16 protein-coding genes are annotated in these 16673 nt (G+C 72.4%); 11 read left to right on the forward strand and 5 right to left on the reverse strand.

Annotation, left to right across the window (positions count from 1 at the left end):
- Nucleotides 1-268: 268 nt before the first annotated feature.
- The 3 genes from leuA (at nucleotide 269) to ACIQPQ_RS01980 (ending at nucleotide 4291) form a co-directional block, all read left to right on the forward strand.
- Nucleotides 269-1990, forward strand: coding sequence for a 2-isopropylmalate synthase (gene leuA, locus ACIQPQ_RS01970; RefSeq protein WP_401298450.1), 1722 nt, complete (start codon nucleotides 269-271; stop codon nucleotides 1988-1990).
- A 188-nt stretch (nucleotides 1991-2178) separates the two neighbouring features.
- Complete coding sequence (locus ACIQPQ_RS01975; RefSeq protein WP_401298452.1) at nucleotides 2179-2874, forward strand: TerB family tellurite resistance protein; 696 nt, start codon at nucleotides 2179-2181, stop codon at nucleotides 2872-2874.
- Nucleotides 2875-3106: 232 nt separating this feature from the next.
- Nucleotides 3107-4291, forward strand: a complete 1185-nt coding sequence (locus ACIQPQ_RS01980) for an exo-alpha-sialidase (protein ID WP_401298455.1) — start codon at nucleotides 3107-3109, stop codon at nucleotides 4289-4291.
- A 77-nt stretch (nucleotides 4292-4368) separates the two neighbouring features.
- Here the strand turns inward: ACIQPQ_RS01980 and ACIQPQ_RS01985 are convergent, their stop codons facing one another.
- On the reverse strand, nucleotides 4369-4830 hold the full coding sequence (locus tag ACIQPQ_RS01985) for a GNAT family N-acetyltransferase (RefSeq protein WP_401298458.1): 462 nt from the start codon (nucleotides 4828-4830) through the stop codon (nucleotides 4369-4371).
- A gap of 200 nt (nucleotides 4831-5030) precedes the next feature.
- On the opposite strand from ACIQPQ_RS01985, the gene ACIQPQ_RS01990 reads away from it, so the two are divergent.
- The 6 genes from ACIQPQ_RS01990 to ACIQPQ_RS02015 all read left to right on the forward strand — a co-directional run bounded on the left by ACIQPQ_RS01990 (nucleotide 5031) and on the right by ACIQPQ_RS02015 (nucleotide 11965).
- On the forward strand, nucleotides 5031-5900 hold the full coding sequence (locus ACIQPQ_RS01990; RefSeq protein ID WP_401298461.1) for an SCO2525 family SAM-dependent methyltransferase: 870 nt from the start codon (nucleotides 5031-5033) through the stop codon (nucleotides 5898-5900).
- Between the two features lie 154 nt (nucleotides 5901-6054).
- Nucleotides 6055-7926 (forward strand): SCO2524 family protein, encoded by a 1872-nt coding sequence (locus ACIQPQ_RS01995; RefSeq protein ID WP_401298464.1) that lies wholly within the window; start codon nucleotides 6055-6057, stop codon nucleotides 7924-7926.
- 3 nt (nucleotides 7927-7929) lie between these two features.
- Nucleotides 7930-8850 carry an SCO2523 family variant P-loop protein gene (locus ACIQPQ_RS02000; protein ID WP_401298466.1) on the forward strand — a complete coding sequence of 307 codons (921 nt, stop codon included), beginning with the start codon at nucleotides 7930-7932 and terminating at the stop codon, nucleotides 8848-8850.
- A gap of 22 nt (nucleotides 8851-8872) precedes the next feature.
- Entirely contained in the window at nucleotides 8873-9874 is a 1002-nt protein-coding gene (locus ACIQPQ_RS02005) for an SCO2522 family protein (RefSeq protein WP_401298469.1), read from the forward strand.
- Nucleotide 9875: 1 nt separating this feature from the next.
- The gene (locus tag ACIQPQ_RS02010) at nucleotides 9876-10880 is read left to right on the forward strand and encodes an SCO2521 family protein (protein ID WP_401298470.1); all 1005 of its coding nucleotides are present in this window, start codon (nucleotides 9876-9878) and stop codon (nucleotides 10878-10880) included.
- 98 nt (nucleotides 10881-10978) lie between these two features.
- Complete coding sequence (locus ACIQPQ_RS02015) at nucleotides 10979-11965, forward strand: DUF6879 family protein (RefSeq protein ID WP_401298473.1); 987 nt, start codon at nucleotides 10979-10981, stop codon at nucleotides 11963-11965.
- Nucleotides 11966-11982: 17 nt separating this feature from the next.
- On the opposite strand, the gene bla is transcribed toward ACIQPQ_RS02015, so the two are convergent.
- Both bla and ACIQPQ_RS02025 read right to left on the reverse strand, forming a co-directional pair.
- The gene (bla, locus tag ACIQPQ_RS02020) at nucleotides 11983-12939 is read right to left on the reverse strand and encodes a class A beta-lactamase (protein WP_401299575.1); all 957 of its coding nucleotides are present in this window, start codon (nucleotides 12937-12939) and stop codon (nucleotides 11983-11985) included.
- A gap of 74 nt (nucleotides 12940-13013) precedes the next feature.
- Nucleotides 13014-14276, reverse strand: a complete 1263-nt coding sequence (locus ACIQPQ_RS02025) for an MFS transporter (protein WP_401299578.1) — start codon at nucleotides 14274-14276, stop codon at nucleotides 13014-13016.
- Between the two features lie 151 nt (nucleotides 14277-14427).
- Here ACIQPQ_RS02025 and recO point away from each other — a divergent pair, with 151 nt between their 5' ends.
- Nucleotides 14428-15177, forward strand: coding sequence for a DNA repair protein RecO (recO, locus tag ACIQPQ_RS02030; protein ID WP_383767329.1), 750 nt, complete (start codon nucleotides 14428-14430; stop codon nucleotides 15175-15177).
- Here the strand turns inward: recO and ACIQPQ_RS02035 are convergent.
- Nucleotides 15159-15287 carry a hypothetical protein gene (locus tag ACIQPQ_RS02035; RefSeq protein ID WP_401298476.1) on the reverse strand — a complete coding sequence of 43 codons (129 nt, stop codon included), beginning with the start codon at nucleotides 15285-15287 and terminating at the stop codon, nucleotides 15159-15161. The two genes, recO and ACIQPQ_RS02035, sit on opposite strands and share 19 nt — an antisense overlap.
- Between ACIQPQ_RS02035 and ACIQPQ_RS02040 the strand changes: the two genes are divergently transcribed.
- Nucleotides 15286-16122, forward strand: coding sequence for an isoprenyl transferase (locus ACIQPQ_RS02040; RefSeq protein WP_401298479.1), 837 nt, complete (start codon nucleotides 15286-15288; stop codon nucleotides 16120-16122). The two genes, ACIQPQ_RS02035 and ACIQPQ_RS02040, sit on opposite strands and share 2 nt — an antisense overlap.
- 100 nt (nucleotides 16123-16222) lie before the next feature.
- On the opposite strand, the gene ACIQPQ_RS02045 is transcribed toward ACIQPQ_RS02040, so the two are convergent.
- Nucleotides 16223-16645, reverse strand: a complete 423-nt coding sequence (locus ACIQPQ_RS02045) for a Fur family transcriptional regulator (protein ID WP_401298481.1) — start codon at nucleotides 16643-16645, stop codon at nucleotides 16223-16225.
- Between the last annotated feature and the right edge of the window lie 28 nt (nucleotides 16646-16673).

Here is a 16673-nt window from a genome sequence, read left to right on the forward strand (position 1 = left end):
CTGTCCGCTCACGGTGAGTGGTATGCCGGGCGCTTCGGGGCGTCCGTACGTGATCGGCCGTATGCGTCGTATGTCCGCCCGGTCCCGCATACTGGAACGGGCCCGCGCGTCGTACGGGGCTCGGATAGAGTGCGGAGCACTATGCGTTTCGGGCTGCTTCTCCTTAGCTGCCGCGGCGAGGGCCTGTAGTCGAGGCCGACCCCCTCCCCGCGGAGCTTGCCGTTGCGTCGTCGGCCGTCCATCCGGACATCTGAGGAGCCACCGCACCATGGCGAACCGCCAGCAGCCCAGTTCTCTGCCGATCCACAAGTACGGCCGCTACGAGCAGGTCGACCTCCCCGACCGCACCTGGCCGCAGCAGCGGATCACCACCGCCCCGCGCTGGCTCTCCACCGACCTGCGTGACGGCAACCAGTCCCTGATCGACCCCATGTCGCCCGAGCGCAAGCGCCGGATGTTCGACCAGCTGGTCAAGATGGGCTACAAGGAGATCGAGGTCGGCTTCCCCGCCTCCGGTCAGACCGACTTCGACTTCGTGCGCTCGATCATCGAGGAAGAGGGCGCGATCCCCGACGACGTCACGATCTCCGTCCTGACCCAGGCCCGCGAGGACCTGATCGAGCGGACCGTCGAGTCGCTGAAGGGCGCCAAGCGCGCCACCGTCCACCTGTACAACGCCACCGCGCCCGTCTTCCGCCGCGTCGTCTTCCGCGGCTCGAAGGCCGACATCAAGCAGATCGCCGTCGACGGCACCCGCCTGGTCGTCGAGTACGCGGAGAAACTGCTCGGCCCCGAGACCGAGTTCGGCTACCAGTACAGCCCGGAGATCTTCACCGACACCGAACTGGACTTCGCCCTGGAGGTCTGCGAGGCGGTCATGGACGTCTGGCAGCCCGGCCCCGGCCGCGAGATCATCCTCAACCTGCCCGCCACCGTGGAGCGTTCGACGCCGTCCACGCACGCCGACCGGTTCGAGTGGATGGGCCGCCACCTCACCCGCCGCGAGCACGTCGTCCTGTCGATCCACCCGCACAACGACCGCGGCACCGCCGTCGCCGCCGCCGAACTGGCCCTGATGGCGGGCGCCGACCGCGTCGAGGGCTGCCTCTTCGGGCAGGGCGAACGGACCGGCAACGTCGACCTGGTCACCCTCGGCATGAACCTGTTCTCGCAGGGCGTCGACCCGCAGATCGACTTCTCCGACATCGACGAGATCCGCCGCGTGTGGGAGTACTGCAACCAGATGGAGGTCCACCCGCGCCACCCGTACGTGGGCGACCTGGTCTACACGTCCTTCTCCGGCTCCCACCAGGACGCCATCAAGAAGGGCTTCGACGCCATGGAGGCCGACGCCCGCGCACGCGGCGTCACCGTCGACGACCTGGAGTGGGCGGTGCCGTACCTGCCCATCGACCCCAAGGACGTCGGCCGCTCCTACGAGGCCGTCATCCGCGTCAACTCGCAGTCCGGCAAGGGCGGCGTCGCGTACGTCCTCAAGAACGACCACAAGCTGGACCTGCCGCGCCGGATGCAGATCGAGTTCTCGAAGATCATCCAGGCGAAGACCGACGCCGAGGGCGGCGAGGTCACCCCGAAGGACATCTGGGCCGCCTTCCAGGACGAGTACCTGCCCAACCCCGAGAACCCCTGGGGGCGCATCCAGGTGCGCACCAACCAGTCGACCACCGACACCGACGGCGTCGACTCGCTCACCGTCGAAGCGGTCGTCGACGGCGAGGACACCGTCCTGTCCGGCTCCGGCAACGGTCCGATCTCGGCCTTCTTCGACGCCCTGGAATCCATCGGCGTCGACGTACGCCTGCTGGACTACCAGGAGCACACGCTGAGCGAGGGCGCCTCCGCGCAGGCCGCCTCGTACATCGAGTGCGCCATCGGGGACAAGGTGCTCTGGGGCATCGGCATCGACGCCAACACCACCCGCGCCTCCCTGAAGGCGGTCGTCTCCGCCGTCAACCGCGCGGCCCGCTGACCACCCCCACCGGCGGTTTACGGACCCCGGTCGCCCCTCGCGGCGGCCGGGGTCCCGTCGTATATCGGCCATCCCCGCGTGAAGGTCACGAGCAGGTCTCGTCCGGGGTGCTGACTAGGGGTCCTCCGTGTGGCTAACATCACGCAAGCATGTGGCGATGTTGCCACAGTGTTTCGCGGAGGTGCGACGTGCTGCCAGGACGGGGACAAGACGGCCGTGCCACCGGGCTGGCCCGCATCCTGGGCTGCCGCACCGCGTGGACGCCCGTCGGCGACGGCGAGTTCTTCTGCCCCGCCTGCGGGGGCGACCGCAACTACCAGCGGATGACCGGCCGCCGCCGCTTCACCCTGCTCGGCCTGCCCGTCCTGCCGCGCGGCGAGACCGGGCCCGTCGTGGAGTGCGCCTCCTGCCGCCGCCACTACGGCACCGACGCCCTCGACCACCCCACCACCACCCGCTTCTCCGCGATGCTCCGCGACGCCGTCCACACCGTCGCCCTCGCGGTCCTCTCCGCGGGCGGCACCTGCGCGACGACCTCCCTGGAGACGGCCGCCGTCGCGGTCCGCGCGGCCGGGTTCCCCGACTGCACCCGCGACCAGCTCGCCGCGCTCGTCGACGCCCTCGCCCACGACACCGGGCGGGTCTACGGCGAGCCCTGCGCGCCCGGCCTCGCGATAGAGCTGCACGAGGCCCTGGACCCCCTCGCCCCCCACCTCGCCCCCGCGGGCCGCGAGGCGATCCTCCTCCAGGGCGCCCGCATCGCCCTCGCCGACGGTCCGTACACCCCCGCCGAGCGCGAGGTCCTCACCACCGTCGGCGCGGCCCTGACGCTGCGCACGGAGGACGTGAGCAGGCTGCTGGCGGCGGCCCGGACACCGTCCTGAGGGTCCCCCGGACACCCTCCTGAGGGTCCCCCTACGGGACGCCCGGACACCGTCCTGGGGTCCCCCTACGGGACGCCCTGACGTCACCCGGACGCCGCTCCGACGCCGCCCTGACGGTCCCGTACGGGACGCAGGGGGCGCTCCGGTGGGGGCAGAGCCGTGGCGTACCCCCCTCCCGCAGGGCCCAGCGGTGACCATGGTGGGGTCCGTCGCCGCCTCCGTTGGGAGTGGGATGTCCCACCTGCGCCGCAGTCTGCTCGCCGCCGCCGTGCTGCTCAGCCCGTTCACCTCGGCCTCCGGGGCCGCCGCCGCGGGCCGCCGCACCACCACCGTCCCCTTCGCCGCCGGACAGGACGGCTACGCGTCCTTCCGTATCCCGGCCGTCGTGCGGACCCCGCGCGGCACCCTCCTCGCCTTCGCCGAGGGCCGCCACGACGGTCCCGGCGACACCGGCGACATCGACCTCGTCGTACGGCGCTCCACCGACGGCGGCCAGACCTGGAGCCCGCTCGGCGTGGTCCTGCCCGGCGGCGGGCACACCCGCGGCAACCCGGCGCCCGTCGTCGACCCGCGCACCGGCGACCTCGTGCTCGTCAGCTGCTCCAACCACGGCGACGTCACCGAGGCGCAGATCATGCGCGGCGAGGTCACCCCGGAGCAGGGGCGCCGCGTCCACGTCCAGTTCAGCCGGGACGACGGACTCACCTTCACCGACGCCGTGGAGATCACCGACCGGGCGAAGCTCCCCGAGTGGCGCTGGTACGCCACCGGCCCCGGACACGCCGTCGCCCTCACCCGCGGGCCGCACGCGGGCCGCCTCGTCGTCCCCGCCAACCACTCCGCGCCGCCGCCGCCCGGCTCCGCCGACACCGGGCGCGAGTACCGCTACTACGCCGGGCACAGCCTGCTCAGCGACGACGGCGGCCGTACCTGGCGGATCGGGTTCGTCGACGGCGACCACGACGGCACCGCCAACGTCAACGAGAGCATCGCCGCCGAACTCCCCGACGGCACGCTGTACTTCAACGCCCGCGACCAGGGCGGGGCGGTGCCCGGCAACCGGCTCGACGCCCGCTCCACCGACGGCGGCGAGACCCTTGTCGCCCCCTACGCCGCCCAGCCCACCCTCGCCGACGCGCCGGTCGTGCAGGGCAGCGTGCTCCAACTGGAGGGCTTCGAGGCGCCGTTGCTCTTCTCGGCGCCGTCGCGGCCGACCGTCCGCCAGGCGATGGCGATCTGGCGCAGCACCGACGCGGGCCTCACCTTCACCCGCACCCTCACCCTCTCCGACCAGCCCGCCGCCTACTCCGACCTCGTCCAGATCGACGCCCGCACGATCGGCCTGCTGTACGAGACGGGCACGGACGGACCGTACGAGCGGATCGAGTTCCAGCTGGTGGGGGTGGGGGAGGTGTAGGGCGGCCGGGGTCCCGTACCCCGGACGGGTGGGGCCGCCGGGGTCCCGTACCAGGGGCGTGCGGGCCCGCCGGGGGCTCAGGCCGTGAGGGACATGAGGAGCCGGTCGGCGCCGGGCCCGAAGTAGTCGGGGTACGGGCCGGCCGGGTCCGCGACGAAGCCCAGGGAGCGGTAGAGGGTGATCGCCGTGGTGTTGCCCGGCTCCACGGAGAGCGTCACCCGGCGCACGCCCCGCGCGCGGAGGTGGGCGAGCGAGGTGGCCATCAGCCGCCTGCCCAGGCCCAGACCGCGCAGCGGCGGGGAGATGCCGAGGCTGAGTATCCAGCTGCGGGCCCCGTCCGGCGGCGTCGACAGCACGTACCCCACCAGGACGTCCCCGTCGGCGACGACGAACACGTACTCCGGGAACGAGGCCAGCAACTGACGCAGCACGAAGTAGGGGTAGGGGGCGGTCGGGAAGGCCTCCTCGTCGAGGCGGACGATATGGCGGAGATCCTCCTCCGTGGCCGCTCTGGTGTGGAAGAGCCTTTCTCCGGACACCTGGCTCAGGGGCGAACCGGTGGCCGACCGAGAATGATCTCGGGGAACTCCGGGAAGAGGAGTCATACCGTCCCCTTGTGAAGAATCGACAAAGTGAATGGTCGTGGTGCTCGCTCTTGTGCGATATCCATACCCGACCTTCCATCATTGCCCGATGCATCCGCTCCTTCAAGACCGCCCGCGACTGCTAGGCTGAACCAATGACCTCGGAATGGCTCGCCGAAGATAAGCTGAATGGCGATGTGCCCTGGGACGCGTTCGATCCCAAGGAGTACATCAAGCGCAATTATCTGGAGATCCAGCCCGTCGACCGGGAGATCCTCGTCCGGGTCAGAGATCACTTCCGCGATCACTTCCGTGATCATTCCGCCGCGCGCGGGGACGGTGGGCCGCGAGGTGCTGTTCCTGAGGCCGGTGCGCCCGGGAGCGGCGGGCGGGGCCGGGGTGCGGAGACCGTCGGCATCGACGTCGGCGCGGGGCCCAATCTCTATCCCGCCCTCGCCATGCTCCCCTGGTGCGACCGGATCACGCTGCTGGAGCGGTCCGCGCGCAACCTCGACTACCTCCGCGGCCAACTCCCCGGCTACGACGCCAACTGGGACCAGTTCTGGGAGGTCCTCAAGAGCGGCGAGGACGGCGCGGGCGCGGCCTACACCGCCCTGGACGCCGACCCGCGGGATCGCCTGCGGCGGGCCGTCGGGGAGCCGGTGTCCGGCAGCCTCTTCGACCTCCGCGACCGAGGACCCGCCTGGGACCTCGGCACGATGTTCTTCGTCGCGGAATCCATCACCACCTCGCTGGAGGAGTTCCGGCGCGGTGTCGGCTGTTTCATGAACGCCCTGAAACCGGGCGCGCCTTTCGCCGCCGCATTCATGGAGCATTCCGAGGGATATCGCGTCGGTTCACAAGAATTCCCCGCCCGCGACATCGACGAGGAAGAAGTGCGCAATGTGCTCGACCCGTACGCCGCGGCCGGAATGGAGGTCGCTTTGATGGACAATCCCCAGCAGCTCGTCCGGCACGGATACACCGGAATGATTCTGGCCTGCGGGCGACGACGCACCACCTGATATTCCACCGGTCTCCGGTATGCGGCTTTGGCCTCCGGAGAACCGGTTCCGGTCGGCGCGACCCACGCGATCCGTACGATCCATACGATCCGTGCGGAAAGCGCGGTCGATGCGGGGCATTTCGTGGCAGCGGGCCTGTGCGAGGGGAATGGGCATGCAGATCAAGCCGAGACAGAATCTGCTCGACGTGTGGCAGGCCGTCGCCCGCCATTCCTTCGGCAGCGGTCGATGGGAGTGGGGCGAGTGGGGCGGGCGCAGCTCCGTCGCCGACGCCGAGCGGCTGCTCTGCCTGCTCTACCCGGCCACCGAGATCACCGCCTTCCGCCTCGACGACCCGGACACCACCCAGCGGGACGTCGAGCGGGCGCTGCGCAGCGTCGGGGACTCCAGCGAGATCCCCGGACACCTCGTCGGGGTCCTCGCCGACTTCATGACCAAGCACCGCGGCGAGGAACGGCCCACCTTCGCGGGCGGCCACTACTTCTCCCCCCAGGACCCCGAGCGCGAACTCACCGAGGAACAGCGGGACCTGGGAGTGGTCGACAGCTTCTCCATGTCCGTCACCCTGTGCCTGGCCACCCTCGGCTTCCTCAAGGTCTACCGGGGCAAGACCCAGCGCACCAGCACCCTCGCCCAGATCGACCGGCTCCAGGAGGCCACCAGCGCCCGGCTCACCGCCGCCATGGTCAGCCTGCTGCGCTCCTTCACCGTCAACGTCGTCGACGTAACCTCCGACCAGGGCCAGGCCCTCACCCGGATGCTCGGCCAGGGACAGCTCTCCGAACGCCAGACCCTCCAGCGCTTCCAGGAACGCTTCCGGCAACTCCGCGCCGTCATCAGCGAGAGCCTCATCCTCGGCCTCGACTCCGACGTCACCGACGAACTCCGCAACGAGAACCGGCTCTTCGAGTGCGGCTGGGCCTGGAGCCTGGTCGCCGGAGCACCCGAGGTCGAACTGGAGGCGGAGACCGCCCAGGGCGTCGGCAAACAGCCCGAGGGCGTCGCCCACCCCACGCCCTACCTGTACTTCACCGTCGTCGCCCTCGACGGCATCCCCGACCTGTTCTCCGAGCGCACCCTCGTCCTCGGCCTGCTCACCCCCGAACAGCAGAAACTCGCCGACGCGCTCCGGCTGCGCTGGGAGATCACCCAGCAGTACTGGTCCGCCATCGCCCGCTTCGGCGACACCACCTGGCCGCTGGAACAGATCCCCTGGCGCACCACCCTCCAGCAACTGGAATCGGAGTACTTCTCCCTCTCCGTCGCCTCCATCCTCGTCCACGACCTGGTCCGCCGCCGCGCCACCGACGACGACCTCACCCGCACCGTCGGCGTCATGGAACGCCTCGCCGAACGCGGCCGCATCACCAGCGGCATGACCCGCGAGGACCGTGCCATCGGCCTGCACCACCCGGGCGTCACCCTGCCCCTGCTCGGCGGCGAGACCCTCGGCCCGCCCATGACCTGGACGATGGCCGACTTCTCCGCCCAACTCCTCAAACGGACCGTCCAGCTCTGCGCCCTGTCCCGGAACATCGCCTCCCAGGACCGCCTGCTGCGGCTCGCCGAGGACATCCTCGACCACCTCTGGAAACGCCGGAAGAGCGACGGCGAGGGCGCCGGACTCTGGGACGACGTGCACGCCGTCTACCCGGGAGCCGACACCGGCCCCTCCCGCCAGGGCCCGCTCTCCTGGAGCATGACCGAGCGCGTCACCGAATGCATGGTCGCCGCCCACGCCCTCTACGACCAGCCGCCCATCCGCAGCGCCGAACTCTCCCTCCTCGCCCGGTCGTTGCTCAGCGAGGCCGCGCACCTCCTCGGCAAGGAACAGATGGAGCAGCCCGCGCCCGCCCCCAAGAGCCCCCAGGGCGAGGAGATCAAGGGCATCGAGGCCGACCTGCGCCGCGCCCGCCTCCTCGTCGACGCGCAGCCCGGCAGCGCCTACGCCCTCGCCCTCGGCGTCCTCACCCGGCTCGACGTGCTCGCCCGCGCCCGCGGCGCCTCCGCGTACCGGGGGGTCTGAGCGGTGCTCGTGTTCGCCGCCTCCGACAAGGGAGGCACCGGCCGCTCGGTGACCAGCGCCAACCTCGCCTACCACCGCGCCCTCGACGGCGACGACGTCTGCTACCTGGACTTCGACTTCGGCTCGCCCACCGCCGCCGCCGTGTTCGACCTGCCCGACGTCCTCGCCGAGGCCGAGGGGCGCGGCCTGCACTCCTACCTCAAGGGCAAGACCGGCGAGCCGCTCCGCGTCGACGTCTGGTCCCGCACGGAACACCCCGTGCTGCGCAGCCGCCCCGGCGGCTCCGGACGGCTGGTGCTGCTGCCCGGCGACCGTACCGGCGGGGAATTCGTCACCGACGACGAGAACCTGCACCGCTGCGTCGACCTGATACTCCGTCTGAAACGCGAATTCGACGTCATCATCGTGGACTTGAGCGCCGGACGCAGTTATGCGATGGACCTCGTCCTCGCCGCCACCTCACCCCGCGGCGGACTCGGCCGCCTGAAAACCCGCTGGCTCGTCTATCACCGCTGGACCCGCCAGCACGTGACGGCGGGCGCCGAACTCGTGTACGGAAAACAGGGGATTCTGCGGGCCGGTACCGCCATGGGCCACGACGAGAACGCGCTTTCCGCCTCGATCCGCTTCGTCCGCGCCGCCGTACCCGATCTGGAGTCCCCGCTCTGGTCGCAGGTCTCGCCCGCGCAGTACGCGTGGATGCGGCAGTGCGACACGCAGTTGGAGGAAATCGCGGCGTCCCGCGGCATCGGCAAGACCCGCGTGCTGGCGTCCATTCCGCTGGAACCCGTCCTCCAGTGGCAGGAGCGCCTCATCACCGACGAGGACGTCCACGACAGCCGCATCGCCCAGGTCGAGACCTGGCAGAAGATGGGCGAACTCGCCGAACGCCTGACGGACGACACGTACTGGGGGCAGCTGTGAACGCGACCCGAGGAGAACGGCGATGAGCGGGCCCGGCGCCGTCTTCCGCGAGACCAGCGCCGAACCCCGCACCGAGGCCGTGCCGTTCGCCCACCTCTCCCTGGAACTCGGCCACCTGTACATGGAGGACTTCGCCGAGGGCCCCGACCGGCTGCGCCGCCACTTCGCCGCCGTCAAGCCCTGGGCGGACGCCGCGCGCGCCGCCGTCGGACCCCTGCCCGCCGGACGGCGGCCCCGGATCAGCACCTGCTTCCTCATCGACGACTACTTCAGCCGCCTCTCCACCCCCGCCGAGCTGATCCCGCCGCTGCTGGCCGCCGCCGCCGAGGCCGGACTCACCGTCGACTACCTCGCCCGCGAGTCCGGCTGCGCCGCCCCCGCCCCCCTCCCCGGCCGCCCCGCGCCCCGCGACCGCGTCGAACCCGCCGAGTCCGTCCTGCACCGGCTCGTGGAGTCCCCGCCGCCCGGCGGCAACGGCTTCCGCCCGCCCGTCAGCCGCACCGGCTGGCTCACCAACGGCCGCCGCACCCCCACCCGGCGCACCTCCGCCGCCCTCGACGCCGACGGCGCCGTCTGGACCCCGCCCAGCGAGACCGGCGCCCGCGGACACTCCGTCTTCATGGACGTCGAACTGTGGAGCGGGCCCGAGGACGCCCGCGTCTGGTCCTGCGCCTTCCTCGCCTCCGTCTGGCAGCTCGTCCGCCTCGGACTGCTCCGCCAGGACGGACGCGCCGTCCTCACCCCCGTCCCCTGGGACGACCGCGACTTCCCCGCCGACTGGGACGCGCTGCCCGCCGTCGTCCGCCTCGACCCGCGGGCCGCGCCCTTCACCGCGTACGCCACGTGCAGCGTCCTGCCCGCCCGGTTCCTGCCCGTCGAGCACGCCGTACGCGTCGTCCTCGACCAGGTCCACGTCGAGGCCGAGGCGTTACGCCAGGTCGCCGAACGCTCCGCCCAGGAGGGCACCCCGGTCCCCGCGGGCGTCGTCGACCGCACCTCCTACGTCTTCCCGCCGGGACTCTGACATGACACCGCCGCACCCGGACACGGCCCCGCCGGGCGCACCGGCCGCGCCCGCAGCCGCCCACGCCCCCGTCCTCGTCTGCGGCGAGGTCCGCACCTGCCTGCTGCCGAACCGGGACGCCGTCGACGAGCGGACCGCCGAAGAAGTGCTGCGGCTGCGCGCCGACGAACGGGTCCGCGTCTCCCGCCGCCCCAACCGCCACGCCGTCTCCCCGGACGTCCTCACCGGCGTCGACTGCCGCCTGCCCGCCGCGGGCGGCGCCAAGGTCCGCGCCGTCGGCACCGTCACCGCCCGCGCCGCCCTCGTCGGCGGCCGTGTCCTGCAGTCCACCGCCCACTTCGCCGCCCCCGCCGACGGCCCCGACCGGCGGCGGCCCTGGGGGTACTACCTGGTGCGGCCCGGCGTCCTCGTCCCCGTCGGCAAGCTGCCCGCGCGGGCCGTCGCCACCGGCTTCCTCGCCGGGCAGCAGCCCGACGAACTCGACGTCGGCTCCGTCGCCGAGAGCCTCCTCGCCCGGATCTCCCGGCAGCACCGCCTCCTCGACCACGACGCGCCCCTCACCACCACCGACACCAGCCTCCGCTGGGCCGCCCTGCCCGCCACCGACGGCACCGACCAGGCACCCCGCTTCACCGTCGGCGACGACGGCCGCCGCCAGGTCGAACTCCGCCTGCCGCCCGGCATCCCGCCCGCCGCCGTCGCCGCGCTCTGCGAGGACCTCGCCCTGCACGACTGGCTGCTGACCACCGTCGGCGACAAACTCGACGGCCTGCGCCTCGGCTCCGGCGACGGACGGGCCGCCCTGAAGACGCTGCGCCCGCTCGTCGACCACCTGCTGCACCTGTGGATGCCCCGCGCCCGCACCGACCGCGCCCTCGACACCCTCTGGCACGCGCTGGAGGAGGCACCCGGCTTCAGCCGGCAGTGGGCCGCGCTGTCCCAGCGCATCCGCGACCAGCTCGCCGTCCAGCTCCTCACCCGCAGCGAGGCACTGACCCCGTCCTGACCACCGACCACACCCACCGACCGCACCCACCGACCGCACCCATCGACCCAACACACCGACCGCACCCACCGACCGAACACACTGGGGGAGAAAGAGAGATGAGCGCACCCACGAGTCCGCATCCGCGCGGCGGCCCGGCGCGGCCCGACAACGACAGCGCGCGCCGCCTGACCGTGAAACTCCTCGTCACCGTCGTCGTCGGCGGCGTCGTCTACGTCCTCACCAATGTCCTGCTGCCCCAGGACGAGGGCCCCTGGCAACTGGTGCTGTCGGTGCTGTGCGGCGGCACCGTGCTGATCGTCCAGTTCATGGCGTCCTTCGTGAACCAGCTCAGCGAACTGAGGGACGTCGTGGAGAAGCGCTTCGCCGACATAGGCGAGGCCACCAAACTCTTCAACGAGGTCGAGAAGTTACGCGGCGACGGCGTGCCCCGGCTCGCCGAGCACGCCACCAAGGTCGTCTCCACCGGGCCCGACATCCTCCACGAGTTCGCCCACGAGGAGATCAACCGCCTCGCCGCGCAGATGGAGGACCTCACCAACCTCATGGCGGAGACACCCGGCGAGAACCACGACTGGCTGATGACGCTGACCAAGTGCACCCGCACCAGCATCGACGCCATCAGCACCACCGTCGTCGACGAGGGCTTCTGGTCCTCCGAACCCGCCAGCCGCTACCTCACCGCCCAGCGCGAGGCGATCCTCGAACGGGGCGTCACCGTACGGCGGTTGTTCATCGTCCGGGCGGCACAGGAACGCTCCGCGCTGGCCCCGATCTGCGCCGAGCAGCGCGACATCGGCATCGACGTCCGGGTCGTCGCCCTCGAAAGCCTCCCGGCGCATCTGCGGCGCGGCCGGATGATCGACTTCATCGTCTTCGACGGCGCGCTGTCCTACGAGATCCACGCGGACCAGCTCAGCGTGAACTCCTCCACGACCGTCAACGCCCGCGCGGACGAGGTGCAGCCGGTGATCCGCCGCTTCAACCAGCTCTGGGACGCCGCCGCCGAGATCTCCCCCAACGGCAGCCCCGACAGCCTGCCCGTCCTCACCCCAGGCTCCGACCCGGACGCCGACGGCGCCTGACCGCGGAGGAGCCGTGCTCAGCCCACCGCCTCCACCACCGACTCGACCACCCGCACGATCAGTTCGTGGTCGTAGGCCGCGTCCCGGTCCGGCTTCGTGAGGAGGACCGCGAGGACGACCGGACGGCCGTCGGGGGTCCACAGGACGCCCGCGTCGTTGTCCGCGCCGTAGAAGCCGCCGCCGGTCTTGTCGGCGACCGTCCAGCCCGCGGGGACGCCCGCGCGGAAGCGGTTGCCGCTGGTGCGGGTGGCGCGCATCCAGGACGTCAGACGGTCCCGGTCGGCGGGCGGCAGGGCGTCGCCGAGGACCAGGCGGGCGTAGGAACGGGCGATCGCGTACGGGCTGGTGGTGTCCGTCTCCCGCCCCGGCTCCGCGGAGTTGAGGTCCGGCTCCCAGCGGTCCAGGCGGGTCGTCCGGTCGCCCAGGGAGCGGGCGAAGCGGGTGACCGCGTCCGGGCCGCCCAGCGCGCGCAGCAGCAGGTTCCCGGCCGTGTTGTCGCTGTCGCAGATCGCCGCCTCGCACAGCTCCGCGACGGTCAGGCCGTTCTCGATGTGCTCCTCGGTGCCGGTGACGGGCGAGTTGGACACCACGTCGGCGGCGGTCCAGTGGACCCGGCGGGCCAGGACCTCCCCGTGGCGGTCCAGGTCGCGCAGTACGGCGCCCGCCGCGAGGACCTTGAACAGCGAGCAGACCGGGAAGCGTTCACCGGCCCGGTGCCGGATCGCGCGCCGCCCGCGCACGTCGTACGCGAAGACGCCCAGCCGGGCGCCGTGCCGTTCCTCCAGGGCGCGCAGCCGGGCGGAGACAGCGTTGTCGTCGTGACCGGTGGTGCCGGTGGTGCCGGCGTGACCGGTGGTGCGGGCGCGGTCCGGGGCGGCGTGGGCCGTGCCCCCGGTCAGCAGGGCGGCGGCGGTGCTCGCGGCTGTGGCGGCCGTGGCGGCGAGCAGGGTGCGGCGGTTCGTCGGGACTCGGATGGGTCTCTCCGTCCGTCGGTGACAGGGTCCGTGGACCGGGTCAGGTGACACGGTCCCGTGACAGGGGTGACAGGTCAGGGCACCACGGTGGTCTCCGTGGCCCCCTCTGTCACGGACGTCGCCGCCCGGCGGGTGGTTGCGAGCAGCGGCAGCGGCGTCGCCAGCAGCAGGACGCCCGCCGCCGCGATCGCCGTCCGCGGGCCGGTCAGCGCCGCCAGGACGCCCCACAGCGCGGTGAGCACGGCGATCGAGGCGCGGGTGCCGACCGTCCAGGCGGCGAGCGTACGGACCACGCGGTCGCCCGGGGTCAGCTCCAGGCGGCGGGTGGCCAGCACCGGGTTGTAGACGCCCGCGCAGGTGATCAGCCCCAGCTCGACGCCCATCACCAGCGCCAGCCCGCCCGGCCCCGGCCGCACGCACGCCAGCCCCAGCGGCCAGCACGCCCGCAGCGTCCCCGCGACGCGCAGCACCCGGCGCCGCCCGTACCGGGCCACCAGCCGGGGTGCCAGCCGCGCCCCGGCCAGCCCGCCCGCGCAGGGCACCGCGAACGCCAGCGCGTACTGCCAGGGCGCGAACCCCAGCGGGCCCAGCATCAGCACCGCCAGCGGCGGCGCCGACGCCATGATCAGCCCGTTGACCAGCACGGCGTTGAGGAAGAGGGGGCGCAGCGCGGCCGACCCGAGGAGGTGCCGCCAGCCGAGCAGCAGGTCGCCCGCGCCCAGCCGCCGGGACGTCGCCCCCTCGGGCGCGGGCGGCTTCTCCTCGTGCCGGACCGCGCCCAGGCCCGCCGCCGACAGCAGGAAGCTCACCGCGTTCGCCACGACCGTCGTCACCGGCCCGAAGAGGCCGATCGCGGCGCCGCCCAGCGGCGGGCCGAGCATCGTCGCGGTCCACGTCGTCGACTCCAGGCGGCCGTTGGCGGTGAGGAGGTCCTCCGGCGGCAGCAGGTGCTTGAGGAAGGCGCCGCTCGCCGCCGTGAAGCAGATGTCGGCCGTGGCCACCACCGCCGCCACCGCCAGCAGCTGCCCGAACCCGAGCACCCCGTACGCGTACGCCACCGGCACGCTCAGCAGGGCCGCGCACCGCACCAGGTCCGCGCCGATCATTACCGGCCGCTTGCGGCGGAACTCCACCCACGGGCCCAGCGGCAGCGACAGCAGCGCCCCGACCGCCGGTCCCGTCGCCGCGAGCGCCGCCACCTGCGCCGGACCGGCCGCCAGCACCAGCACCGCGATCAGCGCGAACGCGTCGAACGCCAGCCACGTACCGAACGTGCTCGCCGCGTACGCCGCCCACAGCCATCCGAACGACCGCCCCAGCCCCCGCCGCGCCGCCACCACCCGCACCTCCCGCACTCCGACCGCACTCCGACCGCGTTCCGTCCGTGCTCCGCCCGCCGCGCGTTCCGCCCGCACGTCGTCCGTCGCGGACCGGGGGATCGTAGCCGTCCGGCCCGCCCCCGCCGCCGCGTGGGCGAGAATGGGACCCATGAGTCTGTTCCGCGACGACGGCATCGTGCTGCGCACCCAGAAGCTCGGCGAAGCGGACCGCATCATCACGCTGCTCACCCGCGGCCACGGCCGGGTCCGCGCCGTCGCCCGCGGGGTGCGGCGCACCAAGTCCAAGTTCGGCGCCCGCCTGGAGCCGTTCTCCCACGTCGACGTGCAGTTCTTCGCGCGCGGCAGCGAGCTGATCGGCCGCGGGCTGCCGCTGTGCACGCAGAGCGAGACCATCGCGCCGTACGGCGGCGGCATCGTCAGCGACTACGCCCGCTACACCGCGGGCACCGCCATGCTGGAGACCGCCGAGCGGTTCACCGACCACGAGGGCGAACCGGCCGTCCAGCAGTACCTGCTGCTCGTCGGCGCGCTGCGCACCCTCGCCCGCGCCGAGCACGCCCCCCACCTGGTCCTCGACGCGTTCCTGCTGCGCTCCCTCGCCGTCAACGGCTACGCGCCGAGCTTCGGCGACTGCGCGAAGTGCGGGATGCCCGGCCCGAACCGGTTCTTCTCCGTCGCCTCCGGCGGCTCCGTCTGCGCCGACTGCCGGGTCGCGGGCAGCGTCGTACCCTCACCGCAGACCCTGGTGCTGCTGGGCGCGCTGCTCACGGGAGACTGGGAGACGGCGGACGCCACCGAGGCGCGCCATGTGCGGGAGGGCAGCGGCCTGGTCTCGGCCTACCTGCACTGGCACCTGGAGCGCGGACTGCGGTCCCTGCGCTACGTGGAGAAGCAGTAGACGCCCGGACGCGTACCGAAGCAGCGGCAGTAGCGGCAATACGAGCAGCAGTACCAGCAGCAGTACCGGCAGTAGTAGTGGTAGCGGCAGTAGAGGAGCGAGTAGGTCATGGTCGTACGCGGGTTCCTGGGGCGGCAGCGCCGGGAGTACAAGGCGCCGGAACCGCACCCCTCGGGGGCGCGCGCGCCGAAGGTGCCCGGCGAGCTGGTCCCCGAGCACGTGGCGATCGTCATGGACGGCAACGGGCGCTGGGCGAAGGAGCGCGGGCTGCCGCGCACCGAGGGCCACAAGGTCGGCGCCGAGCGGGTGCTGGACGTGCTCCAGGGCGGGGTGGAGATCGGCGTCCGCAACATCTCGCTCTACGCCTTCTCCACCGAGAACTGGAAGCGCTCGCCCGACGAGGTCCGCTTCCTGATGAACTTCAACCGCGACTTCATCCGCAAGTCCCGCGACCAGCTCGACGAGCTGGGCATCCGGGTGCGCTGGGTGGGCCGGATGCCGAAGCTGTGGAAGTCGGTCGCCAAGGAGCTCCAGATCGCGCAGGAGCAGACCAAGGACAACGACCGGCTGACGCTGTACTTCTGCATGAACTACGGCGGACGCGCGGAGATCGCCGACGCGGCGAAGGCCCTCGCCGAGGACGTGCGGGCGGGCCGCCTCGACCCGTCGAAGGTCGACGAGAAGACCCTCGCGAAGTACCTGTACTACCCGGACATGCCGGACGTGGACCTGTTCCTGCGGCCGAGCGGCGAGCAGCGCACCTCGAACTACCTGCTGTGGCAGAGCGCCTACGCCGAGATGGTCTTCCAGGACGTCCTGTGGCCCGACTTCGACCGCCGTGACCTGTGGCGGGCCTGCATCGAGTTCGCCTCCCGCGACCGCCGCTTCGGCGGGGCCATCCCCAACGAGGAGCTGCTGGCGATGGAGGGGCGGCAGGAGGACTGAGCCCCGGCCGCCGTACGCGCCCCGCCCGTGCCGTACGGATCGGGGGGCGTGCGCGGGGGCGCTGTGCGCGGGGGGTGCCGTGGGCGCCCCCCGGACCGGTTCAGCCGGTGGCGGCCGTGCCCGCGCAGTCCGCGCAGGTGCCGAAGATCTCCACCGTGTGCGCCACGTTGACGTAGCCGTGCTCGGCGGCGATCGCCTCGGCCCACTTCTCCACGGCCGGGCCCTCCACCTCGACGGCCTTGCCGCAGACCCGGCAGACCAGGTGATGGTGGTGGTCGCCGGTGGAGCAGCGGCGGTAGACGGACTCGCCGTCGGAGGTGCGCAGCACGTCGACCTCGCCCGCGTCGGCGAGAGACTGGAGGGTGCGGTAGACCGTGGTCAGCCCGACGGAGTCGCCCTTGTGCTTGAGCATGTCGTGCAGGTCCTGCGCGCTGCGGAACTCCTCCACCTCGTCGAGCGCCGCCGCCACAGCGGCGCGCTGCCGGGTGGCGCGGCCCTTCACGGGCGATCCAGCGGTCGTCACCGTTGCCTCCTCACGTCTGCGCCTTGCC

It is taken from the genome of Streptomyces sp. NPDC091281 (assembly GCF_044757425.1).
GTDB lineage: Bacteria > Actinomycetota > Actinomycetes > Streptomycetales > Streptomycetaceae > Streptomyces.

What these genes read in the sequence shown, in the direction of transcription:
- leuA (WP_401298450.1), top strand. Translation starts at nt 269, where the DNA reads ATGGCGAACCGCCAGCAGCCCAGTTCTCTGCCGATCCACAAGTACGGC.
- ACIQPQ_RS01980 (WP_401298455.1), top strand. Translation starts at nt 3,107, where the DNA reads ATGTCCCACCTGCGCCGCAGTCTGCTCGCCGCCGCCGTGCTGCTCAGC.
- ACIQPQ_RS01990 (WP_401298461.1), top strand. Translation starts at nt 5,031, where the DNA reads ATGACCTCGGAATGGCTCGCCGAAGATAAGCTGAATGGCGATGTGCCC.
- ACIQPQ_RS01995 (WP_401298464.1), top strand. Translation starts at nt 6,055, where the DNA reads ATGCAGATCAAGCCGAGACAGAATCTGCTCGACGTGTGGCAGGCCGTC.
- ACIQPQ_RS02005 (WP_401298469.1), top strand. Translation starts at nt 8,873, where the DNA reads ATGAGCGGGCCCGGCGCCGTCTTCCGCGAGACCAGCGCCGAACCCCGC.
- ACIQPQ_RS02010 (WP_401298470.1), top strand. Translation starts at nt 9,876, where the DNA reads ATGACACCGCCGCACCCGGACACGGCCCCGCCGGGCGCACCGGCCGCG.
- ACIQPQ_RS02015 (WP_401298473.1), top strand. Translation starts at nt 10,979, where the DNA reads ATGAGCGCACCCACGAGTCCGCATCCGCGCGGCGGCCCGGCGCGGCCC.
- recO (WP_383767329.1), top strand. Translation starts at nt 14,428, where the DNA reads ATGAGTCTGTTCCGCGACGACGGCATCGTGCTGCGCACCCAGAAGCTC.
- ACIQPQ_RS02040 (WP_401298479.1), top strand. Translation starts at nt 15,286, where the DNA reads ATGGTCGTACGCGGGTTCCTGGGGCGGCAGCGCCGGGAGTACAAGGCG.
- ACIQPQ_RS02035 (WP_401298476.1), bottom strand. Translation starts at nt 15,287, where the DNA reads ATGACCTACTCGCTCCTCTACTGCCGCTACCACTACTACTGCCGGTAC.